Source organism: Enterobacter cloacae complex sp. P18RS, from assembly GCF_014982105.1.
GTDB classification, from domain to species: domain Bacteria; phylum Pseudomonadota; class Gammaproteobacteria; order Enterobacterales; family Enterobacteriaceae; genus Enterobacter; species Enterobacter hormaechei_C.
Genome location: NZ_JADCKV010000002.1, coordinates 102,508 through 128,355, shown reverse-complemented (window position 1 = coordinate 128,355; position 25,848 = coordinate 102,508). Strand labels below are relative to the sequence as shown.

General features: G+C 54.6%; 23 protein-coding genes and 2 tRNA genes. 5 read left to right on the top strand and 20 right to left on the bottom strand.

The features are described 5' to 3' along the window. Nucleotides 1-13: 13 nt before the first annotated feature. Nucleotides 14-343 carry a GIY-YIG nuclease family protein gene (locus tag INF61_RS00725; protein WP_003861768.1) on the top strand — a complete coding sequence of 110 codons (330 nt, stop codon included), beginning with the start codon at nt 14-16 and terminating at the stop codon, nt 341-343. On the opposite strand, the gene INF61_RS00720 is transcribed toward INF61_RS00725, so the two are convergent. Both INF61_RS00720 and INF61_RS00715 read right to left on the bottom strand, forming a co-directional pair. Then, nucleotides 330-833, bottom strand: coding sequence for a GNAT family N-acetyltransferase (locus INF61_RS00720; RefSeq protein WP_032649650.1), 504 nt, complete (start codon nt 831-833; stop codon nt 330-332). The two genes, INF61_RS00725 and INF61_RS00720, sit on opposite strands and share 14 nt — an antisense overlap. Further along, nucleotides 827-1,351, bottom strand: coding sequence for an SCP2 domain-containing protein (locus INF61_RS00715; protein ID WP_193547445.1), 525 nt, complete (start codon nt 1,349-1,351; stop codon nt 827-829). Before INF61_RS00715 ends, INF61_RS00720 begins: the two co-directional genes overlap by 7 nt. Before the next feature lie 221 nt (nt 1,352-1,572). Here INF61_RS00715 and INF61_RS00710 point away from each other — a divergent pair, with 221 nt between their 5' ends. The 3 genes from INF61_RS00710 (at nt 1,573) to INF61_RS00700 (ending at nt 4,540) form a co-directional block, all read left to right on the top strand. Further along, on the top strand, nt 1,573-2,568 hold the full coding sequence (locus INF61_RS00710) for a peptidase U32 family protein (RefSeq protein WP_003861773.1): 996 nt from the start codon (nt 1,573-1,575) through the stop codon (nt 2,566-2,568). Nucleotides 2,569-2,575: 7 nt separating this feature from the next. After that, the gene (locus INF61_RS00705) at nt 2,576-3,454 is read left to right on the top strand and encodes a U32 family peptidase (protein WP_023295495.1); all 879 of its coding nucleotides are present in this window, start codon (nt 2,576-2,578) and stop codon (nt 3,452-3,454) included. Nucleotides 3,455-3,532: 78 nt separating this feature from the next. Then, on the top strand, nt 3,533-4,540 hold the full coding sequence (locus INF61_RS00700) for a luciferase-like monooxygenase (RefSeq protein WP_193547444.1): 1,008 nt from the start codon (nt 3,533-3,535) through the stop codon (nt 4,538-4,540). Nucleotides 4,541-4,629: 89 nt separating this feature from the next. Here INF61_RS00700 and mtr read toward each other — a convergent pair whose 3' ends face one another. From mtr to INF61_RS00640, 12 genes are all read right to left on the bottom strand, one after another. Continuing rightward, complete coding sequence (gene mtr / locus INF61_RS00695; protein WP_006812114.1) at nt 4,630-5,874, bottom strand: tryptophan permease; 1,245 nt, start codon at nt 5,872-5,874, stop codon at nt 4,630-4,632. 142 nt (nt 5,875-6,016) lie between these two features. Continuing rightward, nucleotides 6,017-7,912 carry a DEAD/DEAH family ATP-dependent RNA helicase gene (locus tag INF61_RS00690; protein WP_003861780.1) on the bottom strand — a complete coding sequence of 632 codons (1,896 nt, stop codon included), beginning with the start codon at nt 7,910-7,912 and terminating at the stop codon, nt 6,017-6,019. Beyond that, nucleotides 7,905-7,985, bottom strand: coding sequence for a protein YrbN (gene yrbN, locus INF61_RS00685; protein WP_097397692.1), 81 nt, complete (start codon nt 7,983-7,985; stop codon nt 7,905-7,907). The genes INF61_RS00690 and yrbN overlap by 8 nt, the downstream gene beginning before the upstream one ends. A gap of 107 nt (nt 7,986-8,092) precedes the next feature. Continuing rightward, the gene (gene nlpI / locus INF61_RS00680; RefSeq protein ID WP_017693920.1) at nt 8,093-8,977 is read right to left on the bottom strand and encodes a lipoprotein NlpI; all 885 of its coding nucleotides are present in this window, start codon (nt 8,975-8,977) and stop codon (nt 8,093-8,095) included. 110 nt (nt 8,978-9,087) lie between these two features. Beyond that, nucleotides 9,088-11,226, bottom strand: a complete 2,139-nt coding sequence (gene pnp, locus INF61_RS00675; protein WP_017693919.1) for a polyribonucleotide nucleotidyltransferase — start codon at nt 11,224-11,226, stop codon at nt 9,088-9,090. Nucleotides 11,227-11,468: 242 nt separating this feature from the next. Beyond that, entirely contained in the window at nt 11,469-11,738 is a 270-nt protein-coding gene (gene rpsO / locus INF61_RS00670; protein WP_003861789.1) for a 30S ribosomal protein S15, read from the bottom strand. Nucleotides 11,739-11,892: 154 nt separating this feature from the next. Further along, nucleotides 11,893-12,843 (bottom strand): tRNA pseudouridine(55) synthase TruB, encoded by a 951-nt coding sequence (gene truB / locus INF61_RS00665; RefSeq protein WP_017693918.1) that lies wholly within the window; start codon nt 12,841-12,843, stop codon nt 11,893-11,895. Beyond that, a complete protein-coding gene (gene rbfA, locus INF61_RS00660) occupies nt 12,843-13,247 on the bottom strand; it encodes a 30S ribosome-binding factor RbfA (RefSeq protein WP_003861793.1) in 405 nt (134 codons plus the stop codon). Before rbfA ends, truB begins: the two co-directional genes overlap by 1 nt. 106 nt (nt 13,248-13,353) lie before the next feature. After that, nucleotides 13,354-16,041: a translation initiation factor IF-2 gene (infB, locus tag INF61_RS00655; RefSeq protein WP_006812117.1), complete on the bottom strand. Its 2,688-nt coding sequence runs from the start codon at nt 16,039-16,041 to the stop codon at nt 13,354-13,356. 24 nt (nt 16,042-16,065) lie between these two features. After that, complete coding sequence (nusA, locus tag INF61_RS00650) at nt 16,066-17,568, bottom strand: transcription termination factor NusA (protein ID WP_003861798.1); 1,503 nt, start codon at nt 17,566-17,568, stop codon at nt 16,066-16,068. A gap of 28 nt (nt 17,569-17,596) precedes the next feature. Continuing rightward, nucleotides 17,597-18,049: a ribosome maturation factor RimP gene (gene rimP / locus INF61_RS00645; RefSeq protein WP_014833432.1), complete on the bottom strand. Its 453-nt coding sequence runs from the start codon at nt 18,047-18,049 to the stop codon at nt 17,597-17,599. A 207-nt stretch (nt 18,050-18,256) separates the two neighbouring features. Beyond that, a tRNA-Met gene (locus tag INF61_RS00640) sits at nt 18,257-18,333 on the bottom strand. A 286-nt stretch (nt 18,334-18,619) separates the two neighbouring features. Between INF61_RS00640 and argG the strand changes: the two genes are divergently transcribed. Further along, nucleotides 18,620-19,966 carry an argininosuccinate synthase gene (argG, locus tag INF61_RS00635; RefSeq protein ID WP_193547443.1) on the top strand — a complete coding sequence of 449 codons (1,347 nt, stop codon included), beginning with the start codon at nt 18,620-18,622 and terminating at the stop codon, nt 19,964-19,966. A gap of 187 nt (nt 19,967-20,153) precedes the next feature. Here argG and INF61_RS00630 read toward each other — a convergent pair. From INF61_RS00630 to rlmE, 6 genes are all read right to left on the bottom strand, one after another. After that, a tRNA-Leu gene (locus INF61_RS00630) sits at nt 20,154-20,240 on the bottom strand. A 9-nt stretch (nt 20,241-20,249) separates the two neighbouring features. Then, nucleotides 20,250-20,582: a preprotein translocase subunit SecG gene (gene secG / locus INF61_RS00625; protein WP_003861803.1), complete on the bottom strand. Its 333-nt coding sequence runs from the start codon at nt 20,580-20,582 to the stop codon at nt 20,250-20,252. Nucleotides 20,583-20,804: 222 nt separating this feature from the next. Further along, on the bottom strand, nt 20,805-22,142 hold the full coding sequence (gene glmM / locus INF61_RS00620) for a phosphoglucosamine mutase (protein ID WP_003861804.1): 1,338 nt from the start codon (nt 22,140-22,142) through the stop codon (nt 20,805-20,807). Next, a complete protein-coding gene (folP, locus tag INF61_RS00615; RefSeq protein ID WP_032655232.1) occupies nt 22,135-22,983 on the bottom strand; it encodes a dihydropteroate synthase in 849 nt (282 codons plus the stop codon). Before folP ends, glmM begins: the two co-directional genes overlap by 8 nt. A 98-nt stretch (nt 22,984-23,081) precedes the next feature. Beyond that, the gene (ftsH, locus tag INF61_RS00610) at nt 23,082-25,016 is read right to left on the bottom strand and encodes an ATP-dependent zinc metalloprotease FtsH (RefSeq protein WP_003861810.1); all 1,935 of its coding nucleotides are present in this window, start codon (nt 25,014-25,016) and stop codon (nt 23,082-23,084) included. Between the two features lie 102 nt (nt 25,017-25,118). Next, complete coding sequence (rlmE, locus tag INF61_RS00605; protein ID WP_003861812.1) at nt 25,119-25,745, bottom strand: 23S rRNA (uridine(2552)-2'-O)-methyltransferase RlmE; 627 nt, start codon at nt 25,743-25,745, stop codon at nt 25,119-25,121. Between the last annotated feature and the right edge of the window lie 103 nt (nt 25,746-25,848).

Below are 25,848 nucleotides of genomic sequence, written 5' to 3'. Positions count from 1 at the left end.
TTCGCTCTCTCTCATGCTATGGTGCGTTCACCTTAACATACTGAATCTGTTTACCGTGTGCTGGTTTCTCTATCTTGTCCGAACCGCTGATAACGCACTCTACACCGGGATCACTACCGATGTGGCACGGCGTTTTTTACAACATCAAACGGGGAAAGGGGCGAAGGCGCTGCGGGGGAAAGGTGAACTTCAGTTAGCGTTTTCAGCCGCCGTGGGCGACAGATCCCTGGCGCTCAGGCTGGAATACCGCATCAAGCAGCTGACGAAGCGCCAGAAAGAGCGTCTCGTCAACGGGGACGGCTCTTTCGAGGCGCTACGCGAAAGCCTGCTTAAAAACGATTGAAATGATCGTGGTACTCCACCAGACCGGTAACGCCGTCGAGCGCATCATCCGCCAGAGGATGCACCAGGAAAGACGTTTCCGTGCCCGGCCAGTGGCAGCGCAGATCGTATCTGGACGCTGGCTCAAAACCTAAACGTTCGTAGAACGCCGGATCGCCCAGAACGACGACAGCGGCATAGCCAAATTCATTCAGTGAATCCAGCCCTTCATAGACCAGCTGGCGCGCCAGGCCCTGGCCACGGTAGTTTTCATCCACCGCCAGCGGCGCCATGCCGACCCACTGTAACTCTTCACCCTGCACAATCACCGGGCTGAAGGCCACGTAGCCGACCACCTGCCCTTCATCGTCGGTGGCAACCAGGCCCAGCGTAATCAGGCCATCTTCGCGAAGATCGTGAACCAGTTGGGCTTCGGCGTCGCCTGCAAAAGAGCGGCGTAACAACGCATCGATACCCGGCGCATCAATCCCAATTTCGACTCGAATCAGCATGGCTCACCTACTGAAGTGTGTTTACTGTCCGGCGGGGTTTTTAGCCCGGCCTCAACGAAATCTGCCATTTGCATCAACATCATACGCAGCGCTTTCGGCATCTGCTCCAGCTCAATGGCATCCATTAAATTTTTGACGTACAGACCGAGCTCCGTGTCGCCTTCAATCACCAGACGACGCTGGAAGAAGAGGGTGTCCGGATCCTGTTTGCGCGCGACGATCATCAGCAGATCGCTGGCATCCGCGCTAAAGCTGACATCCGCCTCGGCGGTTTCACGGACGATCAGCCGATCGTTCTCAACGGAAGTAAACCAGCGCAACCCGATATCGCGCACTTCAATCTTTAACCAGCGGCCTTCCAGAAACTCCAGCTCACCGTCCTGTAGCACCTGGCGGAACTGCCAGCTCAGTACCTGTTCCAGCACCTGGCGTTTAAGCGCGAACGGCGCCAGTTTTACCGGCACGCTCAGCATTGATGGACCAAATTGTACGAGACGTGAACGCAGTTTATCCAGCACGAGCTTTACTCCCTGATAGCTATAGTCCTGCTATTTTGCCATATCCCGACAAGAAGATAGCGGCGTAAATCAACAAACCGTTGTCCGGTATACCTCATTATTGGTGCCATCAATACGCCATTAGCTGCCTTAAATCAAAAATTGTCGCGTATGGGTTAATTAAAATCCCAGCTCGTTAACATTTTTTACGATCCCTGCGATCGACAACATCGGGATAAATTATGGAGCTGCTCTGCCCTGCCGGAAACCTTCCGGCGCTTAAGGCGGCCATCGAAAATGGGGCCGATGCGGTCTATATCGGGCTGAAAGATGATACCAACGCCCGCCATTTTGCGGGTCTTAACTTTACGGAGAAAAAGCTTCAGGAAGCCGTTAACTTCGTTCACCAGCACCGGCGCAAACTGCACATCGCCATCAATACCTTTGCCCATCCTGATGGCTATGCCCGCTGGCAGCGCGCCGTGGATATGGCGGCCCAGCTGGGCGCCGATGCGCTGATCCTGGCTGACCTCGCCATGCTTGAGTATGCGGCAGAACGTTATCCGCATATTGAGCGCCACGTCTCTGTTCAAGCATCGGCCACCAATGAAGAGGCCGTGCGTTTTTATCATCGACACTTTGACGTAGCCCGCGTGGTGCTGCCGCGCGTGCTCTCTATTCATCAGGTTAAGCAACTGGCGCGCGTCACGCCAGTGCCGCTGGAGGTTTTTGCCTTCGGCAGCCTGTGCATCATGGCCGAAGGCCGCTGCTATCTTTCTTCCTATCTCACCGGGGAATCGCCAAATACCGTCGGTGCCTGCTCGCCTGCCCGCTTCGTTCGCTGGCAGCAAACGCCGCAGGGACTGGAGTCACGCCTGAATGACGTGTTAATTGACCGCTATCAGGACGGTGAAAACGCGGGCTACCCGACGCTGTGCAAAGGCCGTTATCTGGTGGACGGCGAGCGCTACCACGCGCTGGAGGAGCCCACCAGCCTCAACACGCTGGAATTGCTGCCGGAACTGCTGGCCGCCAATATTGCCTCGGTGAAAATCGAAGGCCGCCAGCGCAGCCCGGCCTACGTGAGCCAGGTGGCGAAGGTGTGGCGTCAGGCCATCGACCGCTGCATGGCGGACCCGCAAAACTATGCTCCACAAGCGGCCTGGATGGAGACGCTCGGCGCGATGTCTGAAGGCACCCAAACTACGCTCGGCGCGTACCACCGTAAATGGCAGTGATATAATCATGAAATATTCATTAGGGCCGGTGCTTTACTACTGGCCAAAAGAGACGCTGGAAGATTTTTACCAGCAGGCGGCTAACAGCAGCGCCGATGTGATTTACCTCGGCGAAGCGGTGTGCAGCAAGCGCCGCGCCACCAAAGTGGGCGACTGGCTGGATATGGCGAAAAACCTGGCCGGCAGCGGCAAGCAGGTGGTGCTCTCGACGCTGGCGCTGGTGCAGGCGTCCTCTGAACTGGGCGAGCTGAAGCGCTACGTCGAAAACGGTGAGTTCCTGCTGGAGGCGAGCGACCTGGGCGTGGTAAACCTGTGTGCCGAGCGTAAGCTGCCGTTTGTCGCCGGACATGCGCTGAACTGCTATAACGCGGTGACCCTGCGCCTGTTGCTCAAACAGGGGATGACCCGCTGGTGCATGCCAGTAGAGCTCTCCCGCGACTGGCTGGCCAACCTGCTCACACAGTGCGAAGAGCTGGGCATTCGCAACAAGTTTGAAGTGGAAGTCCTGAGCTATGGGCATCTGCCGCTGGCCTACTCTGCCCGCTGCTTCACCGCACGTTCCGAAGATCGCCCGAAAGACGAGTGCGAAACCTGCTGCATTAAGTACCCGAACGGCCGCAGTATGCTGTCGCAGGAGAACCAGCAGGTGTTTGTCCTCAACGGCATTCAGACCATGAGCGGTTACGTCTATAACCTCGGCAACGAACTGGCGTCAATGCACGGGCTGGTGGATATGGTGCGTCTTTCGCCGCTTGATACCGGCGTTTTCGCGATGCTGGACGCCTTCCGCGCCAACGAAAACGGCGCCTCACCGCTGCCGTTGACGGCAAACAGCGACTGCAACGGTTACTGGCGACGTCTCGCCGGGCTGGAATTGCAGGCGTAAAAAAGGCTCACTTTGTTAACAACGGTTATCATTTTTTAATGCAGTATTAAAGATTGACCGTCGACAAAGTGAGCTGTTATGACTGACAAAACCATTCCGTTTTCGGTGCTGGATCTGGCGCCGATTCCACAAGGCTCCTCGGCCAGAGAAGCCTTCACGCACTCTCTCGATCTTGCTCAGCTTGCCGAAAAGCGCGGCTATCACCGCTACTGGCTGGCGGAGCACCACAATATGGTGGGCATCGCCAGCGCCGCCACCTCGGTGCTGATTGGCTATCTGGCGGCGAATACCACCACTCTGCACCTGGGCTCCGGCGGTGTGATGCTGCCGAACCACGCCCCGCTGGTGATTGCCGAGCAGTTCGGGACGCTGAATACCCTTTATCCGGGCCGTATTGATCTAGGGCTTGGCCGCGCGCCGGGCAGCGACCAGCCGACCATGCGCGCCCTGCGTCGCCATATGAGCGGCGATATCGATAACTTCCCGCGCGATCTGGCCGAGCTGGTGGACTGGTTTGACGCGCGGGATCCGAACCCACACGTGCGACCTGTGCCGGGGTACGGGGAAAAGATCCCGGTATGGCTGTTAGGCTCAAGCCTGTACAGCGCACAGCTCGCCGCTCAGCTGGGGCTGCCGTTCGCGTTCGCTTCCCACTTCGCACCGGATATGCTGCATCAGGCACTGCATCTTTATCGTACGCACTTCAAACCGTCTGAACGTCTGGAGAAGCCGTATGCGATGGTGTGTATCAATATCATTGCCGCCGACAGCAACCGCGACGCGGAATTCCTGTTTACCTCTATGCAGCAGGCGTTTGTGAAGCTGCGTCGCGGCGAGACGGGCCAGTTGCCGCCGCCGGTAGAGAATATGCATCAGCTGTGGTCGGCCTCCGAGCAGTATGGCGTGCAGCAGGCTCTGAGTATGTCGCTGGTGGGTGATAAGGCGAAAGTGCGTCACGGGCTGGAGGCGGTGCTGCGTGAAACCCAGGCGGATGAGATTATGGTTAACGGCCAGATTTTCGATCACCAGGCGCGTCTGCATTCGTTTGATTTGGCGATGCAGGTGAAAGAGGAGTTGGTGGGGTAGTTTTTTGCTTTGCCCGGTGGCGCTTCGCTTACCGGGCCTACGGGATCGCGTAGGCCGGATAAGGCGTAGCCGCCATCCGGCACAAAAACTTACTGATATACCGGCAACAGATTAAAACTCGACAGCACGTGCACCACCGCGTTGCCGATACCAAATACCAGAATCAGCGCAATCATCGGTTTTCCGCCCCAGACGCGGAATTTCGGGCTGCCGAAGCGCTTACGTGATTTGCGCGCCAGCAGCGCCGGTACAATCGCCGCCCAGATGGTGGCCGCCAGTCCCGCATAGCCGATGGCGTACAGGAAACCGTTCGGCCACAGCAGGCCGCCCACAATCGGCGGCAGGAAGGTCAACAGCGCGGTTTTGAAGCGCCCCATAGCAGAGTCATCAAAACCAAACAGATCCGCCAGGTAGTCAAACAGGCCCAGCGTCACGCCGAGGAATGAGCTCGCTACCGCAAAGTTAGAGAAGACCACCAGAAGCAGATCCAGGCTGCGGCTGTTCAGCACGCCGCTCAGCGCCTGTACCAGCACATCAATGTTACCGCCCTTCTGCGCAATGCCGATAAATTCCGGACGCGGGATGTTACCCATCGTCCCCAGCAGCCAGATCACATACAGCCCCAGCGCCAGCAGCGTGCCGTAAACCAGGCATTTCACGATGGTGCGCGGATCCTTGCCGTAGTATTTCATCAGGCTCGGTACGTTGCCGTGGTAGCCGAACGACGCCAGACAGAATGGCAGCGTCATCAGCAGGTACGGCGTGTAGGAGGTGTTCACTTCCGCAACGTTAAACAGCGTGGCCGGCGTGACGTGCCCCAGCAGGCTGCCGAAGGTCAGAAAGAAGGTGATGACCTTTGCGCCCAGCACGATCGCCGTCATGCGGCTGACCGCTTTGGTGCTCATCCAGACGATAAACGCCACGCCCAGCGCGAAGCAGAGACCCGCCAGACGCGCCGGAACGTTCAGCGACATCTCTGAGAAGGTGTGATGCAGAATCGACCCGCTCGCTGAAATGTACGCGTAGGTCAGGATATAGAGTACAAACGCGATGGACAGCCCGTTCACCAGGTTCCAGCCTTTGCCCAACAGATCCCGGGTGATGGTGTCGAAGCTGGAGCCAATGCGGTAGTTCAGGTTTGCTTCAAGGATCATCAGCCCGGAATGGAGCATGCAGAACCAGGTGAAAACCAGCGCCGCCAGCGACCAGAAGAACCACGCACCGGACATGACCACAGGCAGGGAAAACATCCCGGCACCAATGATGGTTCCGCCGATGATCACCACGCCGCCAAGCAGCGAAGGTGACGTTTGGGTGGTGGTTAGTGTTGCCATGCGGCCTTATCTCCAGTGAAAAATGTGGTTCTGCATTTGAGTGCGTTGCACTGTACCAGTACAAGAGTACAAAAGGAATAAAAAAAGCCCCGATAGCAACTATCGGGGCTGTATATTTTACTTTACGTCAGAAGCGAAAGGCTTACGCGTCACCGAAACGACGACGGCTGGCGCCTTCTTCACGGCGTGGACCACGGTTTTCGCGGCGCTCACCGGAGAAACGACGGCCTTCACCACCGCGACCTTCGCTGCGACCGCCTTCACGACGCTCGCCACCGAAACCGCGACCACCGCCACGACGTTCGCCGCCACGGTCAGGACGTGGCTGTGCATCGCCCAGCAGCTGCATGTTCATCGGCTTGTTCAGGATGCGGGTGCGAGTAAAGTGTTGCAGTACTTCGCCCGGCATGCCTTTTGGCAGCTCGATGGTGGAGTGGGAACCGAACAGCTTGATGTTACCGATGTAACGGCTGCTGATGTCGCCTTCGTTAGCGATCGCGCCAACGATGTGACGAACTTCAACACCATCATCACGGCCCACTTCAATGCGATACAGTTCCATTTCGCCAGCGTCACGACGCTCGCGACGTGGACGGTCTTCACCACCACGCTCTGGACGGTCACCGCGTGGACCACGGTCGTTACGGTCGCCACGACGTTCGAAGCGATCGTCACGGTCACGGAACTCACGCTTAGGACGCATCGGCGCATCAGGTGGCACGATCAGGCTACGTTCGCCCTGCGCCATTTTCAGCAGTGCTGCGGCCAGGGTTTCCATGTCCAGCTCTTCGCCTTCAGCGACAGGCTGGATCTGGGACAGCAGCGCACGGTACTGATCCAGATCGCTGCTTTCCAGCTGCTGCTGTACTTTCGCGGCGAATTTTTCCAGACGGCGTTTGCCCAGCAGTTCTGCGTTTGGCAGCTCGGCTTCTGGAATGGTCAGCTTCATGGTGCGTTCAATGTTACGCAGCAGACGACGCTCGCGGTTCTCAACGAACAGCAGCGCACGGCCTGCACGACCCGCACGACCGGTACGACCGATACGGTGAACGTAAGACTCGGAGTCCATCGGGATATCGTAGTTTACAACCAGGCTGATACGCTCAACGTCCAGGCCACGTGCTGCCACGTCGGTTGCAATCAGGATATCCAGACGACCGTCTTTCAGACGCTCCAGAGTCTGCTCACGCAGGGCCTGGTTCATGTCGCCGTTCAGCGCTGCGCTGTTGTAGCCGCTACGCTCCAGGGCTTCAGCCACTTCCAGGGTCGCGTTTTTGGTACGAACGAAAATAATCGCCGCATCAAAATCTTCCGCTTCCAGGAAACGCACCAGCGCTTCGTTTTTGCGCATGCCGTATACAGACCAGTAGCTCTGGCTGATGTCCGGGCGAGTGGTCACGCTGGACTGAATACGCACTTCCTGCGGCTCTTTCATGAAGCGGCGGGTAATGCGACGGATCGCTTCTGGCATGGTTGCAGAGAACAGAGCGGTCTGATGACCTTCCGGGATCTGCGCCATGATGGTTTCTACGTCTTCGATGAAGCCCATACGCAGCATTTCATCGGCTTCGTCCAGTACCAGACCGCTCAGTTTAGAGAGGTCCAGGGTACCGCGCTTCAGGTGATCCAGCAGACGGCCCGGCGTACCGACAACAATCTGTGGACCCTGGCGCAGGGCGCGTAACTGCACGTCATAACGCTGGCCGCCGTACAGGGCTACCACGTTTACGCCGCGCATATGTTTAGAGAATTCCGTCATGGCTTCAGCAACCTGAACAGCCAGTTCACGGGTTGGAGCCAGGACGAGGATCTGCGGCGCGCGCAGGTCCGGATCAATGTTGTTCAGCAGCGGCAGCGAGAATGCTGCGGTTTTACCGCTACCAGTCTGGGCCATGCCCAGCACGTCACGACCAGAAAGCAGGTGTGGGATACACTCAGCCTGGATCGGAGATGGTTTTTCGTAACCCAGATCGTTAAGGGCTTCAAGGATAGGAGCCTTCAGGCCCAGATCTGCAAAAGTGGTTTCGAATTCAGCCATGTAGTACAAGTGCCTCGATATTAATGGCGGCCAGTCTACTTAGCTCATCGTGAAAATGATTAGCAATTTTCATTGAAAAGTGTGAACCGGCTCAAATTAGGTGTATTGACGAACAACAACGCCCTCACCAGTGAAGGTGATGGCAATCAAAAGATTACGGGCTGATGTTTATGTCGTCAGCTATTGCTGGTCCGATTCTGCCAGGTCGTCTTGCTCCTGGCCCAAGAGCGATAATTCCAACAATGCATAACGGTGCTCAACGAAGTTATGTACGTTGTTAGCAACCGCTAATTTGAACAGTGCCGTAGCGCTGTCCATATCCCCCAGACTTAGGTAATACTTACCTAAATAGAAGTTGGTTTCACTGAGATGCTCAGCGAGCGAGGTGTTATCCGTTGCGTCCGCCTTGAGGCGTTCCATCAGCGTTGCTTCGCTAATGTTGCCCAGGTAGAACTCGACAATGTTCCATCCCCACTGTTCCTTGTCCGATTTATCGAAGCGCTGTTTCAGTGCCTCTTTTGCCTGCTTCTCATCGAGCTTCTGCTCAACGATGTAAAGCCACAGGCTGCGGAAAGGATCATTAGGATCGTCTTGATAAAACGCCAGCAGATCATCTTGCGCTAACTTATCACGACCGCCGTAATACAATGCGATACCGCGATTCAAGTGCGCGTAGTTGTAAGTTGGATCAAGCTCAAGTACAGAATCAAACGCTTCATAGGCAGCATCAAAATTGCCTGCCTGCGTTAAATAAATGCCTAAGTAATTGAATACTTCAGGCATATCAGGTCGAATCGCCAGCGCTTGTGAAAAATCATTTCGCGCCAGTGCCCTCAGACCGAGACTATCATACAACACTCCGCGCTCATATAAAAGCTGTGCGCGTTCGTCATCGGTTAAAGCCCGACTGGCAAGTATTTGTTCCATGCGTGCCAGAATGACTTCCTGCTGCAAAGTCGGTTGCAATGGCACTGCGAGGACTTCGCTCTTACGCCAGGCAGAGTTGCTGCATCCTGCCAGCGTTAAAGCTGTCGCAACGAAACACCAGCGCAAAAAAGGCTTCATTTCCCACTCCCGAAGACAACTATTGGATGAACGTCCTGTCCCCCGGCGGCTTAACAAGGCGTCCTGCCTGATAATAAGCCCTCCACCTGCGCGGAGGGCAAATGGCAACCTTACTCGCCTTGCTGTTCAGCAGCCGGAGCTTCCGGCGCCGCAGCAGGCTGAGACTGCTCGGTTGCTTCTTTAATGCTCAGACGGATACGGCCCTGGCGGTCAACTTCCAGAACTTTCACCGGTACTTCCTGACCCATTTGCAGGTAATCGGTCACTTTCTCAACGCGCTTGTCAGCGATCTGAGAGATGTGTACCAGACCTTCTTTACCGCCACCGATGGCAACGAATGCGCCAAAGTCAACGATACGGGTCACTTTACCATTGTAGATACGGCCCACTTCGATTTCTGCCGTGATCTCTTCGATACGACGGATAGCGTATTTCGCTTTCTCGCCGTCGGTTGCTGCGATTTTCACAGTACCGTCATCTTCGATTTCGATGGTGGTGCCCGTTTCTTCGGTCAGTGCACGGATAACAGAACCGCCCTTACCGATAACATCTTTGATCTTGTCTGGATTGATCTTGATGGTGTGGATACGTGGAGCGAACTGAGAAATATCACCACGCGGCGCATTAATCGCCTGTTCCATCACGCCCAGGATGTGCAGACGCGCACCTTTAGCCTGGTTCAGAGCAACCTGCATGATCTCTTTGGTGATACCTTCAATTTTGATATCCATCTGCAAGGCAGAGATACCGTCACGGGAACCCGCTACTTTGAAGTCCATATCGCCCAGGTGGTCTTCGTCGCCCAGAATGTCAGACAGAACAACGTAGTTGTCGCCCTCTTTCACCAGACCCATTGCGATACCTGCAACGGCGGCTTTAATTGGCACGCCTGCATCCATCAGCGCCAGAGAGGCACCACACACGGAAGCCATAGAAGAGGAACCGTTGGATTCGGTGATTTCAGACACCACACGTACGGTGTACGGGAATTTGTCTGCTTCTGGCATCACTGCCAGCACGCCGCGCTTCGCCAGACGACCGTGACCAATTTCACGACGCTTCGGTGAGCCAACCATACCGGTTTCGCCCACAGAGTACGGAGGGAAGTTGTAGTGGAACAGGAAGCTGTCAGTACGCTCGCCCATCAGTTCGTCGATGATCTGTGCGTCACGTGCGGTACCCAGGGTCGCGGTTACCAGCGCCTGCGTTTCACCACGGGTGAACAGCGCAGAACCGTGAGTACGTGGCAGTACGCCAGTACGCACGTCCAGACCACGGATCATGTCTTTTTCACGGCCATCGATACGCGGCTCGCCTGCCAGGACGCGGCTACGAACAACGTTTTTCTCGATGGCGTGCAGGATTTCGCCAATCTCGTTAGCGTCCAGCGTTTCGTCTTCGGCAACCAGGGTCGCGGTCACTTCAGATTTGATCACATCAACCTGAGCATAGCGCTCCTGTTTGTCGGTGATGCGGTATGCGTCGCTCAGACGAGATTCTGCCAGTGCAGCAACGCGTGCGTTCAGCGCCTCGTTCACCGCTTCTGGCTGCCAGTCCCAACGTGGTTTACCGGCTTCTTTCACCAGGTCGTTGATGTTCTGAATAACGATCTGCTGCTGCTCGTGGCCAAATACCACAGCGCCCAGCATCTGATCTTCGCTCAGCAGTTCAGCTTCGGATTCAACCATCAGAACCGCTGCTTCAGTACCGGCAACAACCAGGTCCAGCTTACTCTCTTTCAGCTCTTCCTGAGTTGGGTTCAGTACGTACTGGTCGTTGATGTAGCCAACGCGCGCGGAACCGATTGGGCCATTGAATGGAATACCAGACAGTGACAGGGCCGCAGATGCGCCGATCATAGCAACGATGTCCGGGTTAACCTGTGGGTTAACGGAAACAACGGTCGCAATAACCTGAACTTCGTTTACGAAGCCTTCCGGGAACAGCGGACGAACCGGGCGGTCAATCAGACGCGCGATCAGGGTTTCGCCTTCGCTTGGACGGCCTTCACGACGGAAGAAGCCACCCGGGATTTTACCGGCAGCGTAGGTACGCTCCTGGTAGTTAACGGTCAGTGGGAAGAAGTCCTGACCTGGTTTAGCTTTTTTCTGGCCAACTACGGTAACGAATACAGCGGTGTCATCCATGCTTACCATAACGGCAGCAGTAGCCTGACGCGCCATCATGCCGGTTTCCAGCGTGACGGTATGCTGACCATACTGGAATTTACGAACGATCGGATTCAGCAAAATTCTGTCCTTTCTTAAATGTTTGAAAGCACACCTCAGGTGTGCTGACGATTTAACCCGACCTTCTTCGCATCCTCGCGACTAATGACAACCGACACCCCCATGGGTGAAGCCTCTCATTAGCCGCGCGAACCTCTGCAATGAAGATCATTTATAGCAACAATACAATAGTTTCCATTGAATTGCTGCCGTCTGGTTGAAAAAAGGGGCCATCAGGCCCCCTTTTCTGAAACTCGCAAGAATTAGCGACGCAGGCCCAGACGCTCGATCAGCGCGGTGTAGCGTGCAACATCTTTACGCTTCAGGTAGTCGAGCAGTTTACGACGCTGAGAAACCATACGCAGCAGACCACGACGGCTGTGGTGATCTTTTTTGTGCTCTGCAAAGTGACCTTGCAGGTGGTTAATCTGTGCAGTCAGCAGTGCAACCTGAACTTCGGTAGAACCGCTGTCGTTAGTACCACGACCAAACTCAGAAACGATTTTAGCTTTAGCTTCAACGCTTAGAGACATTTTCAAACTCCAAAGTATAAAGAATGTAAGGATGCCGATCTCTAATTCAGCTATCCCATGTACGCCCCGCAGATTGTTAAACAATTTACCAGGCGTTAAGCGGCGATATTCTACTCGTCTCCCCTGCTTATCGCAAGGTGAGGCGTTATCACCGTCACGCTTCGACCGGATATTCGACGACCAGACGACGCGGCGCCACACGCCCTTCGCCGTCCATTTCGCCCATACCGATGAATTTCCCTTCGTCACCTTCCGTCACGCGTACCAGGCCCTCAAGCGGCGCGCCCGATGTGCGAACCGGGTTTCCGTTCTTAAAGTAAACGGACGATGTTAAAGGAAGATTAACAACCGGGAAGTCCACTGCCGGACTGTCCATTGGCATCAGCAGCGGGTCCAGCAGATCGGCTGGCGCAACGCCCTGCGCTTGCGCCTGTTCAACCAGGGCGTGCAGATGCTCAAGCGTCACCATGCGTTCGACCGGATATTTGCTGACCGCCAGACGACGCAGATAAATCACATGCGCGCCGCAGCCCAGCTTTTCACCGAGGTCATCAATGATGGTGCGGATATAGGTCCCTTTCGAACAGTGTACTTCCAGCTCGAGTTCATCACCTTCGTGGCGAATGAACAGCAACTCATACACGGTAATCGGACGAGCTTCACGCGGAACCTCAATGCCCTGACGCGCATATTCGTAGAGCTTTTTGCCCTGATATTTCAGCGCCGAATACATCGACGGCACCTGTAGCGTATCACCACGGAAGCTGTCCAGCGCCGCATCAAGTTGCTCCGCGCTGAAGGTCACCGGGCGCTCTTCCACCACCAGGCCATCTGCATCGGAGGTATCCGTGCGCTGGCCCAGTTTGGCAATCACGCGGTAGCGCTTATCCGAATCCAGCAGGTACTGGGAAAACTTTGTCGCTTCCCCCAGGCAGATCGGCAGCATGCCGGTTGCCAGCGGATCCAGCGCGCCAGTGTGCCCTGCACGGTTGGCGTTATAAATACGCTTCACTTTTTGCAGCACGTCGTTGCTGGATGCGCCCTGTGGTTTATCCAGCAACAGCACGCCATGCACGTCACGACCGCGACGACGAGGACGACTCATCAGTCCTCCTTGCTGTCGTCCGCCGGGTTAACACGACGCTCATCGTCATGTTTCACCACGCTGGTCACCAGGTTGGACATACGCATACCTTCAACCAGCGAGTTGTCGTAGAAGAAGGTCAGCTCTGGCACGATACGCAGGCGCATTGCTTTGCCAAGCAGAGAGCGGATGAAACCAGAGGCTTCCTGCAACGCTTTAATGCCGTTCTTCACGGCGTCTTCATCCTGGTCATTCAGGAAAGTAACAAACACTTTGGCGTACGCCAGGTCGCGGGACATTTCCACGCCAGACACGGTGGTCATCATACCCACGCGTGGATCTTTGATTTCACGTTGCAGAATGAGAGCGATCTCTTTCTGCATCTCCTGCGCGACGCGCTGTGGGCGACCAAATTCTTTCGCCATAATAAATTCTCCAGACAAAAAAGGGGCTTAAGCCCCTTTTTAAAATTACTGCCGGGTGGCGCTTCGCTTACCCGGCCTACGCTAATTAATCTTCAGTTGACGAAGATTACGCGATGGTACGCTGAATTTCGATGATCTCGAACACTTCGATCATATCGCCAACGCGAACGTCGTTGTAGTTCTTCACGCCGATACCACATTCCATGCCGTTACGGACTTCGTTAACGTCATCTTTGAAGCGGCGCAGGGATTCCAGCTCACCTTCGTAGATAACCACGTTGTCACGCAGTACGCGGATTGGGTTGTGACGCTTGATGGTCCCTTCGGTAACCATACAGCCCGCGATCGCACCGAATTTCGGTGATTTGAACACGTCACGTACTTCAGCCAGACCGATGATCTGCTGTTTCAGCTCAGGAGACAGCATGCCGCTCATCGCTGCTTTCACTTCGTCAATCAGGTTATAGATGACGGAGTAGTAACGCAGATCCAGGCTTTCAGCATCAATCACTTTACGCGCAGATGCGTCAGCACGAACGTTGAAGCCAACCAGGATCGCGTTGGACGCTGCTGCCAGGGTTGCGTCGGTTTCGGTGATACCACCTACGCCAGAACCGATGATCTTCACTTTCACTTCGTCGGTAGACAGTTTCAGCAAGGAGTCGGAGATCGCTTCCACAGAACCCTGAACGTCCGCTTTCAGAACGATGTTCACTTCGTGAACTTCGCCTTCGGTCATGTTGGCGAACATGTTCTCGAGTTTGGATTTCTGCTGACGAGCCAGCTTCACTTCACGGAATTTACCCTGACGATACAGAGCGACTTCACGCGCTTTCTTCTCGTCACGTACCACGGTGACTTCGTCACCGGCAGCCGGAACACCGGACAGGCCGAGAATTTCCACTGGAATGGACGGACCCGCTTCCAGCACTTCCTGACCCAGTTCGTTACGCATCGCACGAACGCGACCGTATTCGAAACCACACAGAACAATGTCGCCCTTGTGCAGAGTACCTTCGCGAACCAGAACGGTTGCAACCGGACCACGACCTTTATCCAGGAAGGATTCGATTACCGCGCCGCTCGCCATACCTTTACGAACCGCTTTCAGCTCCAGAACTTCAGCCTGAAGCAGGATAGCGTTCAGCAGGTCGTCGATACCGGTACCTGCTTTTGCAGATACAGGGATGAACTGCGCTTCACCGCCCCACTCTTCCGGCATAACGCCGTACTGGGACAGTTCGTTCTTCACGCGATCCATATCGGCTTCTGGCTTATCGATTTTGTTAACTGCGACAACCAGAGGCACCTGCGCCGCTTTCGCGTGCTGGATAGCTTCAATGGTCTGTGGCATCACGCCATCGTCGGCAGCAACAACCAGAACAACGATATCCGTTGCCTGAGCACCACGAGCACGCATTGAGGTAAACGCTGCGTGGCCTGGGGTATCCAGGAAGGTGATCATGCCGTTTTCGGTTTCTACGTGGTAAGCACCGATGTGCTGGGTAATACCACCCGCTTCGCCGGAGGCAACCTTAGTAGAACGAATGTAGTCAAGCAGAGAGGTTTTACCGTGGTCAACGTGACCCATGATGGTCACGACCGGTGCGCGCGGTTCAGCCGCTGCGCCCGTATCACGGTCGCTCATGACTGCTTCTTCCAGCTCGTTTTCACGACGCAGGATAACTTTGTGGCCCATCTCTTCGGCAACCAGCTGTGCGGTTTCCTGGTCGATGACCTGGTTGATGGTGGCCATTGCGCCCAGTTTCATCATCGCTTTGATGACCTGAGAGCCTTTCACCGCCATCTTGTTAGCCAGTTCGCCAACGGTGATGGTTTCGCCGATCACAACGTCACGGTTAACGGCCTGAGCAGGCTTCTGGAAGCCCTGCTGGAGAGCGGAACCTTTACGCTTGCCGCCTTTACCGCCGCGAACCGCTGCACGCGCTTCTTCACGGTCAGCTTTTGATTCGGCGTGTTTGTTACCTTTTTTCGCAGGACGCGCAGCTTTTGCACTGCGAGTACGGCCACGACCACCTTCAACTTCGCGGTCGTTGTCGTCTTCTGCCTGACGCGCATGCTGAGACGTGGTGACGTGATAATCGCTGGTATCTTCAGTTGGTTCAGCGGTATTCACACCGTTCTTCTCGTTTTCTTCTGCCATGCGACGCGCTTCTTCGGCGACGCGGCGAGCTTCTTCTTCAAGCTTGCGGCGGGCTTCTTCTTCCGCTTTACGCTTCAGCTCGGCAGCTTCATTTTCACGGCGGGCTTTTTCAGCCTGGGCAGTTTTGGTCATTTCGTCGGTCTGTTGATTGCTCACTTTGTCTTTTTCCGCAGCGTCACGCTTCGCTTTTTCACCGGCGTCGCGTTTCGCTTTTTCTGCGGCCTCACGTTCAGCTTTTAATTCTGCTTCACGTTTGGCAGTGGCTTCTGCCTCACGCTGAGCTTGTTCTTCCGCTTCACGCTGTGCCTGCTCTTCCGCGGCAAGGCGTTCTGCCTCTTGCGGATCACGTTTTACAAAGGTGCGCGTCTTGCGGACTTCAATTTGTACCGACTTGCTTTTGCCACCGGTACCAGGGATGTTCAACGTGCTACGCGTTTTACGCTGTAGCGTTAACTTGTCAGGCGTAGAGCCGTGTTCACGGTTCAGGTGCGCTAACAAGGTTTGTTTTTCTTGCGCGGTCACCGAGTCATCAGCGGACTTCGGGATCCCTGCATCAGCAAATTGCTGTACCAGGCGGTCCACGGAGGTCTGAATCTCAGCAGCCAGCGATTTTACAGTTACATCAGTCATGCTGTTCCTTCCTGCTACAGTTTATTACGCTTCGTCGCCGAACCAGCAAATATTACGTGCGGCCATGATGAGTTCGCCGGCTTTCTCGTCGGTTAAACCTTCGATATCGGCCAGGTCATCAACGCCTTGCTCAGCGAGATCTTCCAGCGTACAAACACCACGGGCAGCCAGCTTGAACGCAATCGCACGATCAAGACCTTCCAGATTCAGCAGGTCATCAGCCGGCTTCTTATCGCCAAGGCTTTCTTCCTGAGCCAGCGCCAGGGTGGTCAGTGCGTTTTTAGCGCGTTCACGCAGGGCTTCAACGGTTGGTTCATCCAGACCGTCAATTTCCAGCAGCTCTTTCATTGGCACGTAGGCCAGTTCTTCCAGCGTAGAGAAACCTTCTTCAACCAGCACAGTGGCGAAGTCTTCGTCAATGTCCAGGTATTTGGTGAAGGTATCGATCGCCGCGTGGGCTTCAGCCTGATGCTTGGCCTGAAGGTCATCAACGGTCATCACGTTGAGTTCCCAGCCGCTCAGCTGTGACGCCAGACGTACGTTCTGACCGTTACGGCCAATCGCCTGCGCCAGGTTGCCCGCTTCTACAGCGATATCCATGGTGTGTTTGTCTTCGTCAACAACGATAGACGCCACATCAGCCGGTGCCATTGCGTTGATCACGAACTGCGCCGGGTTATCGTCCCACAGAACGATATCAATGCGCTCGCCGCCCAGTTCGGTAGAAACCGCCTGAACACGTGCGCCACGCATACCGACGCAAGCACCGACCGGGTCGATACGCTTGTCGTTGGTTTTCACCGCAATTTTCGCACGGGAACCCGGATCGCGGGCCGCCGCTTTGATTTCGATAACTTCTTCGCCGATTTCCGGCACTTCGATACGGAACAGTTCAACCAGCATTTCTGGTTTAGAACGCGTCACGAACAGCTGTGCACCACGCGCTTCAGGACGTACGGCATACAGCACACCACGAATACGGTCGCCTGGGCGGAAGTTTTCACGCGGCAGCATGTCTTCACGCAGGATCACGGCTTCAGCGTTACCCGGCAGCCCTTCGGATTTGATCTCCAGAGAGATGTTGTCGCGGTTCACTTTCTTCACCACACCAGTGATGATTTCGCCTTCCTGATCGCGGAACTGATCGACAACCAGCGCGCGCTCGGCTTCGCGCACTTTCTGCACAATAACCTGCTTCGCGGTCTGGGTGGTGATACGGTCGAAGGTAACAGATTCAATCTGATCTTCAACGTAGTCACCCACGTTCAGACTTTCGTCTTCAAAACGTGCCGCTTCCAGGGTGATCTCTTTGGTCGGTTGGGTCACTTCTTCAACGATTACCCAACGACGGAATGTATCGAAGTCACCGCTTTTACGATCGATTTCTACGCGAACATCGATCTCTTGTTCGTATTTTTTCTTGGTTGCTGTAGCCAGTGCACTTTCCAGCGCTTCGAAAATCTTCTCACGCGGCAGTGATTTCTCGTTGGAGACGGCTTCAACAACAGCCAAAATTTCTTTGTTCATCGCGGGCTTTTCACCTCAATCCAGACTGTTAAAAGTGGGGAACCAGGTTCGCCTTCTGGATATTACTCAGCGCGAACACTTCATCTTTGCCTTCGACTGTCACCGTGATCATTTCACCATCAACGGCTTTGATAATTCCCTGCCATTTACGGCGGTTCTGTACGGCCATACGCAGAACGAGAGCCACTTCTTCACCGGTAAAGCGCACGTAGTGCTCGGCCGTGAACATCGGACGATCGAGGCCAGGTGAGGAAACTTCCAGGTTGTACGCAACGGTAATCGGATCTTCAACATCAAGAACCGCACTCACCTGGTGGCTGACATCAGCACAATCATCAACATTGATGCCATCTTCACTATCAATATAGATGCGCAGTGTGGATGTACGGCCGCGAACGAATTCGATGCCGACCAGTTCGTAGCCCAGTGCTTCGACCGGCGCAGTAATCATCTCTGTTAATTTTTGCTCTAATGTGGACAAGCCCACCCCCAAGACATAAAAAAAGGGCGTAAAGCCCAGTTATTCTGTAGTCAGATAACAAAAAACCCCGATAAATCGGGGCTTTAGATAACTGAACCCTATAGCCACAACTGTGGCCTGGAGCACTCTCCGAAAGCATTTTTTCAAATCCAGCTACGAAGGCTCTAAGTCTTCACAGTATATTTGAAAAAGAACTTTATGGGAAAGTGGTTGCGGGGGCCGGATTTGAACCGACGACCTTCGGGTTATGAGCCCGACGAGCTACCAGGCTGCTCCACCCCGCGCCTGAAACGTGGCAAATTCTACGCGTTTTGGACAGAATTTGCAAATAATGCTGGGATTTGGTACCGAAGACGGGACGTAAAATCGGCGTTCAGTATATTGATAGTTGACCCCACCTGTCAACCCAACTTCAGCCAGGGCAATAAAAGGGAAATTTTTACAAAAAACGCACACGTCTCTTTCGGTCGTCGATAAAAGATGATTAAATGAATACTCACTTATTTTGCATAAACATGCATCGAGAGCGAAAGCGGTCTCTAATCAGTCAATCAAGCAGGGTTTTATTATATGACGACGATTCTCAAGCATCTCCCGGTAGGACAACGTATTGGCATCGCTTTTTCTGGCGGCCTGGATACCAGCGCTGCACTGCTGTGGATGCGCCAGAAGGGAGCGGTTCCTTATGCATATACTGCGAACCTGGGTCAGCCGGACGAGGAAGATTATGACGCGATTCCTCGTCGTGCCATGGAATATGGCGCAGAGAACGCACGTCTGATCGACTGCCGTAAGCAGCTGGTTGCCGAAGGGATTGCCGCAATCCAGTGCGGTGCTTTCCATAATACGACCGGCGGCCTGACCTATTTCAATACCACCCCGCTGGGTCGTGCCGTCACCGGCACTATGCTGGTTGCCGCCATGAAAGAAGATGGCGTGAACATCTGGGGGGACGGTAGCACCTATAAAGGCAACGATATTGAACGTTTCTATCGTTATGGCCTGCTGACCAACGCCGAGTTGCAGATCTACAAACCGTGGCTGGATACCGACTTCATCGACGAGCTGGGTGGCCGTCATGAAATGTCTGAGTTTATGATTGCCTGCGGCTTTGACTACAAGATGTCCGTTGAGAAAGCCTACTCAACCGACTCCAACATTCTGGGTGCGACGCACGAAGCGAAAGACCTGGAATTCCTGAACTCCAGCGTAAAAATTGTTAACCCGATCATGGGCGTGAAGTTCTGGGATGAGAACGTGAAGATCCCGGCGGAAGAAGTGACCGTGCGTTTCGAACGTGGTCATCCGGTTGCCCTGAACGGTAAAACCTTCTCCGACGATGTTGAACTGATGCTGGAAGCAAACCGCATCGGCGGTCGTCACGGGCTGGGTATGAGCGATCAGATCGAAAACCGTATCATCGAAGCGAAAAGCCGCGGCATTTACGAAGCTCCGGGGATGGCGCTGCTGCACATCGCTTACGAGCGTCTGCTGACCGGTATTCACAACGAAGACACCATTGAGCAGTATCACTCTCATGGCCGTCAGCTGGGCAAACTGCTGTATCAGGGTCGCTGGTTTGATCCACAGGCGCTGATGCTGCGTGACGCCCTGCAACGTTGGGTGGCAAGCGCAATCACCGGCGAAGTGACCCTGGAACTGCGTCGCGGCAATGATTACTCCATCCTCAATACCGTGTCTGACAACCTGACCTATAAAGCAGAGCGTCTGACCATGGAGAAAGGTGAGTCAGTGTTCTCTCCGGACGATCGTATTGGCCAGCTGACCATGCGTAACCTGGACATCACCGATACCCGTGAGAAGCTGTTCAACTATGTTGAGAATGGCCTGCTCTCCGCCAGTTCCGGTAATGGCCTCCCTCAGGTTGAGAACCTGGAACACAGCGATAAGAAATAATCGACAGCAAGTCATGCAAAAGGCGCCCATTGGGCGCCTTTTTTGTGGTCTTCGTAGGCCCGGTAAGCGCAGCGCCACCGGGCAAAACGGCGGGTGGCGCTGCGCTTACCCGCCCTACAAAAGATCGGATACACAGAATGTACAGACGAAAAAAAAGACGTCTTGCGACGTCTTTCTTCTGGAATATTGGTACCGAGGATGGGACTCGAACCCACAAGCCCGTTAGGGCACTACCACCTCAAGGTAGCGTGTCTACCAATTCCACCACCTCGGTACGGAATACTTACTGCGGGATATCGCTGGTTGGCTTAGCCGGTGCAGCTGGCTGAGTTTGCTCAGTTTTTGCTGGCGCGCTCAGATTTTCCCACTCGCTTCCTTTACTGGTCTTGTTGCTGTTGATATTGCCCAGCACCAGACTGATGATGAAGAACAGCGTAGCCAGAATCGCCGTCGTACGGGTCATGAAGTTCGCAGAACCACTTGAACCGAACAGCGTACCGGAAGCGCCTGCTCCGAAGGAGGCTCCCATATCAGCGCCTTTACCTTGCTGTAGCATAATCAGCGCTACGAGAGCGATGGCTACAATAAGGAAAATAACTAAAAGAGCTTCGTACATAATCAACCTGTTCCTTGCGGATTTGCCGCATACCAATGCTTCGACCAATTAGCAGGATTTTGTTTCCCACTGAAGCGGGTGTGAATACTAACCAAAGCGAATCACCTTCGCAAGGGCATTTTCGAGGCATTGTATCAACTGCGGAAAAAAACAGCAAAAAGCCATTCATTGCTTAAAACAAAGGCGGCAAACGCCGCCTTTTTAAACACTTATTCTGAAAGATTATGCAGCTTTGACTGCATCCGCAATACGGTGCGCAAATTCAGTTACCTGCGCTTCGTCTTCGCCTTCCACCATCACGCGGATCAGCGGCTCGGTACCCGACTTACGCAGCAGGACGCGCCCACGGCTGCCAAGAGTCGCTTCCACCTCTGCCATCACCGCTTTCACGTTATCATTTTCCAGCGGGTCGCCTTTACCCGCGGTGAAACGCACATTGACCAGAATCTGCGGGAACATTTTCATGCCGCTGCACAGATCGTGCAGGCTCATATGGTTACGCGCCATCGCGGCAACAACCTGAAGCGCCGCCACAATACCGTCACCGGTGGTGGTTTTATCGAGCAGGATCACGTGGCCGGAGTTTTCCGCGCCAATACGCCAGCCTTTCTCCTGGAGTTTTTCCAGCACGTAGCGGTCACCCACTTTCGCACGAACAAACGGGATGCCCAGCTGTTTCAACGCCAGTTCCAGGCCCATATTGCTCATCAGCGTGCCCACCGCGCCACCGCGCAGTTGCCCCTGACGCAGGCCTTCACGGGCAATGATGTAGAGGATCTGATCGCCATCGACCTTGTTACCTTCGTGGTCAACCATGATCACACGGTCACCATCGCCATCCAGGGCAATACCCAGATCGGCCTTTTCAGCCAGCACACGCGCCTGCAAGGCACGCACGTCTGTCGCGCCGACTTCTTCGTTGATGTTCAGACCATCCGGCTCGCAGCCGATAGTGATCACTTTGGCACCCAGCTCGCGGAACACATTCGGCGCAATGTGGTAAGTCGCACCGTTGGCACAGTCCACCACAATTTTGAGGTGTGCCAGGCTCAGCTCATTCGGGAAAGTGCCTTTGCAGAATTCAATGTAGCGGCCTGCGGCATCGACAATACGGTTTGCTTTACCCAGCTCAGCGGAGTCAACACAGGTGATCTCTTTTTCCATTTCCGCTTCAATCGCCTCTTCTACGTCATCCGGCAGTTTGGTGCCGTCGATGGAGAAGAATTTGATACCGTTGTCATAGAACGGGTTATGGGAAGCGGAAATGACGATGCCCGCTTCCGCACGGAAGGTGCGGGTCAGATAGGCAACAGCAGGGGTCGGCATTGGCCCCGTAAAGGAAGCTGAAAGCCCCGCCGCCGCCAGCCCGGCTTCCAGCGCGGATTCCAGCATATAACCCGAAATACGGGTATCTTTCCCAATAATGATCTTACGGGAACCATGACGCGCCAGTACCTTACCCGCCGCCCAGCCCAGCTTCAGGACAAAGTCAGGGGTAATTGGCGCATCGCCTACACGCCCACGGATGCCATCGGTACCAAAATATTTACGATTACTCATAGCGTTTGTTTTCCTTCGCTGCCAGTGTGGCTTCCACCACACGCATGGCTTCTACTGTTTCTTTTACGTCATGGACGCGAATGATGTGTGCACCTTGCATCGCGGCAATCACCGCGCAGGCCAGACTGCCGCTCAGACGTTCGCTCGGCCCGACATTCAACAACTGACCAATCATCGATTTTCTCGACATTCCCACCAGCAGTGGCAGGCCGAACTGATGAAACTCTGATAAGCGCGCAAGCAACGCGTAATTGTGTGAGAGATTTTTACCGAAACCGAAGCCCGGGTCGAGCAGCAATTTCTCTTTTGCGATACCCGCACGTTCACAGCGTTCGATATGCTCAATAAAGAAGCGGGTGACGTCGGCAAACACATCGTCATATTTTGGCGCCTCCTGCATTGTCTTAGGCTGGCCCTGCATATGCATCAGACACACCGGTAGCCCGGTTTCTGCGGCGGCTTCAATCGCGCCCGGCTCGGTCAGCGAGCGGATATCATTGATAATGTGAGCGCCCACTCTCGCCACTTCACGGATCACTTCGGGTTTGGAGGTATCAACGGAGATCCACACTTCAAAGCGCCGGGCGATAGCCTCCACCACCGGCACCACGCGCGCCAGCTCTTCTTCCACTGAAACCTCCGCCGCGCCAGGCCGCGTTGACTCCCCTCCAACGTCAATGATAGTGGCACCCGCGTTAATCATTAAATTCGCGTGTTTAACCGCGTCGATAAGCGAATTATGCGTGCCGCCGTCAGAGAAGGAATCAGGCGTGACATTCAGGATCCCCATCACATGGGGATGTGAAAGGTCGAGATGCGAGTCCTGGGCGAATAGTTTCATGGTGAAGTCCCTGGGATTAATGTGGTTAAACAGATAAGAAAAACCCCGGAGCAAGCTCCAGGGTTTGAGATACAGACAAACGCTTCAACAGCAGTGACTTACTTGTCGCCCAACTGCTCTGACATGGTGTTGCCCGGGTTTGGCGTACGCGGTTCATCGACCGGACGCGGCGCACGCGGGGTGCCATTGTTGTCAGAATTGTTAGACGCGCCTGGGTCTTCCCAGCCTGCCGGCGGACGCACTTCGCGGCGCGCCATCAGGTCGTCAATCTGCGGTGCATCGATGGTCTCATATTTCATGAGCGCATCTTTCATCGAATGCAGGATGTCCATATTGTCGTTCAGGATCTGACGGGCGCGAGCGTAGTTACGTTCAATCAGCGCTTTCACTTCCTGGTCGATGATACGTGCCGTTTCATCGGACATATGTTTCGCTTTTGCCACAGAGCGGCCCAGGAATACTTCGCCCTCTTCCTCTGCATACAGCAGCGGACCGAGTTTGTCGGAGAAGCCCCACTGAGTCACCATGTTACGCGCCAGGTTTGTCGCCACTTTAATATCGTTCGACGCACCGGTGGAAACATGTTCCGCACCGTAGATAATCTCTTCAGCCAGACGACCGCCGTACAGGGTTGAAATCTGGCTTTCCAGCTTCTGACGGCTGGCGCTGATCGCGTCGCCTTCAGGCAGGAAGAAGGTCACACCCAGCGCACGACCGCGCGGAATAATCGTCACCTTGTGTACGGGATCGTGTTCCGGCACCAGACGACCGATAATCGCGTGGCCCGCTTCGTGATATGCCGTGGACTCTTTCTGCGCTTCCGTCATCACCATGGAGCGACGTTCCGCCCCCATCATGATTTTGTCTTTCGCTTTCTCGAATTCCACCATGGACACCACGCGCTTGTTACCGCGAGCGGCAAACAGTGCTGCTTCGTTGACCAGGTTAGCCAGATCCGCACCGGAGAAGCCTGGAGTACCACGCGCAATGATTGCCGCGTCGATATCTGGCGCCAGCGGTACGCGTCGCATATGCACTTTCAGAATCTGTTCACGACCGCGAACATCCGGCAGACCGACCACAACCTGACGGTCAAAACGGCCTGGACGCAGCAGCGCAGGGTCGAGTACGTCCGGACGGTTAGTTGCCGCGATAACGATGATACCTTCGTTACCTTCGAAGCCGTCCATCTCAACCAGCATCTGGTTCAGCGTCTGCTCACGTTCATCGTGACCACCACCCAGGCCTGCGCCACGCTGGCGGCCTACGGCGTCGATTTCATCGATGAAGATGATGCACGGTGCTGCCTTCTTAGCCTGCTCGAACATGTCACGCACACGAGATGCACCGACACCCACGAACATTTCAACGAAGTCAGAACCTGAAATAGTAAAGAACGGCACCTTCGCTTCACCCGCGATGGCTTTTGCCAGCAGGGTTTTACCGGTACCCGGAGGGCCGACCATCAGGACGCCTTTCGGGATCTTACCGCCCAGTTTTTGGAAACGGCTCGGCTCGCGCAGGTATTCAACCAGTTCACCCACCTCTTCTTTTGCTTCGTCACAACCTGCTACGTCAGCAAACGTGGTCTTGATCTGGTCTTCCGTCAGCATACGCGCCTTGCTCTTACCGAACGACATGGCACCTTTGCCACCACCGCCCTGCATCTGGCGCATAAAGAAGATCCAGACGCCGATAAGAAGCAGCATCGGGAACCAGGAAATGAAGATAGAAGCCAGCAGGCTTGGTTCTTCCGGCGGCTCGCCTACCACTTTGACGTTTTTGGTCAGAAGGTTATCAAGCAGCTTAGGATCGTTCACCGGGATGTAAGTCGTGTAACGGTTACTATCTTTCTTGGTAACGTTGATCTCACGTCCGTTGATACGCGCTTCGCGAACCTGGTCCTGATTGACCTCTTGCAGGAAGGTAGAATAATCCACCTTGCGGCCATTCGACTCGCTGGGCCCAAAGCTCTGGAATACTGACATCAGCACAACGGCAATGACCAGCCAGAGTATTAGGTTTTTCGCCATGTCACTCAAGGGATTAACCTCATATTACAACTGTGTTAAAAACAGCGTCAGGATACTCTATATCCAGTTTCATTCAAACTTTCGCCTGAAATCTACCGGTTATCATTTTCGCCCGGTCGCTACAATATACACTTCACGGGAACGGGCCCGGGAAGAGTCCGGCTTACGAACTTTGACCTTCGCAAACAGGGAGCGAATTTCCTTAAGATACTCCTCGAAACCTTCGCCCTGAAACACCTTCACAACAAAACTACCACCAGGCGCTAGTACATCACGACACATTTCTAACGCTAGTTCCACCAGATACATGGCGCGGGGGATATCCACCGCCGGTGTTCCACACATATTTGGCGCCATATCCGACATGACAACCTGGACCTTACTGTCACCTACACGATCAAGTAGTGCTTTAAGCACTAATTCATCACGAAAGTCGCCCTGAAGGAAGTCGACACCGACGATGGGATCCATTGGTAAAAGATCGCATGCGATGATTCGGCCCGTTCCGCCGATCTGCGTAACCGCATACTGGGACCATCCGCCAGGTGCCGCACCGAGGTCGACCACCGTCATTCCCGGTTTAAAAAGTTTGTCACTTTGCTGTATTTCATCAAGTTTAAACCAGGCGCGGGAACGCAACCCCTTTTTCTGCGCCTGTTGAACATATTTATCGCTAAAGTGTTCCTGAAGCCAGCGGCTGGAGCTGGCAGAACGCTTTTTACCTGTCATTTAACATTTCCGTCCTGGTTCATCGTTGCTTGCCTGTGACGTAAATTTCTACGCAGCTATTTGGCGATATTAGGGAGATGGCGGTAGAATGAACCGTTTTCAA

What these genes read in the sequence shown, in the direction of transcription:
- argG (WP_193547443.1), top strand. Translation starts at nt 18,620, where the DNA reads ATGACGACGATTCTCAAGCATCTCCCGGTAGGACAACGTATTGGCATC.
- yrbN (WP_097397692.1), bottom strand. Translation starts at nt 7,985, where the DNA reads ATGAAAATTGCTAATCATTTTCACGATGAGCTAAGTAGACTGGCCGCC.
- INF61_RS00710 (WP_003861773.1), top strand. Translation starts at nt 1,573, where the DNA reads ATGGAGCTGCTCTGCCCTGCCGGAAACCTTCCGGCGCTTAAGGCGGCC.
- secG (WP_003861803.1), bottom strand. Translation starts at nt 20,582, where the DNA reads ATGTACGAAGCTCTTTTAGTTATTTTCCTTATTGTAGCCATCGCTCTC.
- INF61_RS00705 (WP_023295495.1), top strand. Translation starts at nt 2,576, where the DNA reads ATGAAATATTCATTAGGGCCGGTGCTTTACTACTGGCCAAAAGAGACG.
- rpsO (WP_003861789.1), bottom strand. Translation starts at nt 11,738, where the DNA reads ATGTCTCTAAGCGTTGAAGCTAAAGCTAAAATCGTTTCTGAGTTTGGT.
- rbfA (WP_003861793.1), bottom strand. Translation starts at nt 13,247, where the DNA reads ATGGCGAAAGAATTTGGTCGCCCACAGCGCGTCGCGCAGGAGATGCAG.
- nusA (WP_003861798.1), bottom strand. Translation starts at nt 17,568, where the DNA reads ATGAACAAAGAAATTTTGGCTGTTGTTGAAGCCGTCTCCAACGAGAAA.
- infB (WP_006812117.1), bottom strand. Translation starts at nt 16,041, where the DNA reads ATGACTGATGTAACTGTAAAATCGCTGGCTGCTGAGATTCAGACCTCC.
- mtr (WP_006812114.1), bottom strand. Translation starts at nt 5,874, where the DNA reads ATGGCAACACTAACCACCACCCAAACGTCACCTTCGCTGCTTGGCGGC.
- INF61_RS00690 (WP_003861780.1), bottom strand. Translation starts at nt 7,912, where the DNA reads ATGGCTGAATTCGAAACCACTTTTGCAGATCTGGGCCTGAAGGCTCCT.
- truB (WP_017693918.1), bottom strand. Translation starts at nt 12,843, where the DNA reads ATGAGTCGTCCTCGTCGTCGCGGTCGTGACGTGCATGGCGTGCTGTTG.
- INF61_RS00720 (WP_032649650.1), bottom strand. Translation starts at nt 833, where the DNA reads ATGCTGATTCGAGTCGAAATTGGGATTGATGCGCCGGGTATCGATGCG.
- INF61_RS00700 (WP_193547444.1), top strand. Translation starts at nt 3,533, where the DNA reads ATGACTGACAAAACCATTCCGTTTTCGGTGCTGGATCTGGCGCCGATT.
- nlpI (WP_017693920.1), bottom strand. Translation starts at nt 8,977, where the DNA reads ATGAAGCCTTTTTTGCGCTGGTGTTTCGTTGCGACAGCTTTAACGCTG.
- rlmE (WP_003861812.1), bottom strand. Translation starts at nt 25,745, where the DNA reads ATGACAGGTAAAAAGCGTTCTGCCAGCTCCAGCCGCTGGCTTCAGGAA.
- glmM (WP_003861804.1), bottom strand. Translation starts at nt 22,142, where the DNA reads ATGAGTAATCGTAAATATTTTGGTACCGATGGCATCCGTGGGCGTGTA.
- folP (WP_032655232.1), bottom strand. Translation starts at nt 22,983, where the DNA reads ATGAAACTATTCGCCCAGGACTCGCATCTCGACCTTTCACATCCCCAT.
- INF61_RS00725 (WP_003861768.1), top strand. Translation starts at nt 14, where the DNA reads ATGCTATGGTGCGTTCACCTTAACATACTGAATCTGTTTACCGTGTGC.
- ftsH (WP_003861810.1), bottom strand. Translation starts at nt 25,016, where the DNA reads ATGGCGAAAAACCTAATACTCTGGCTGGTCATTGCCGTTGTGCTGATG.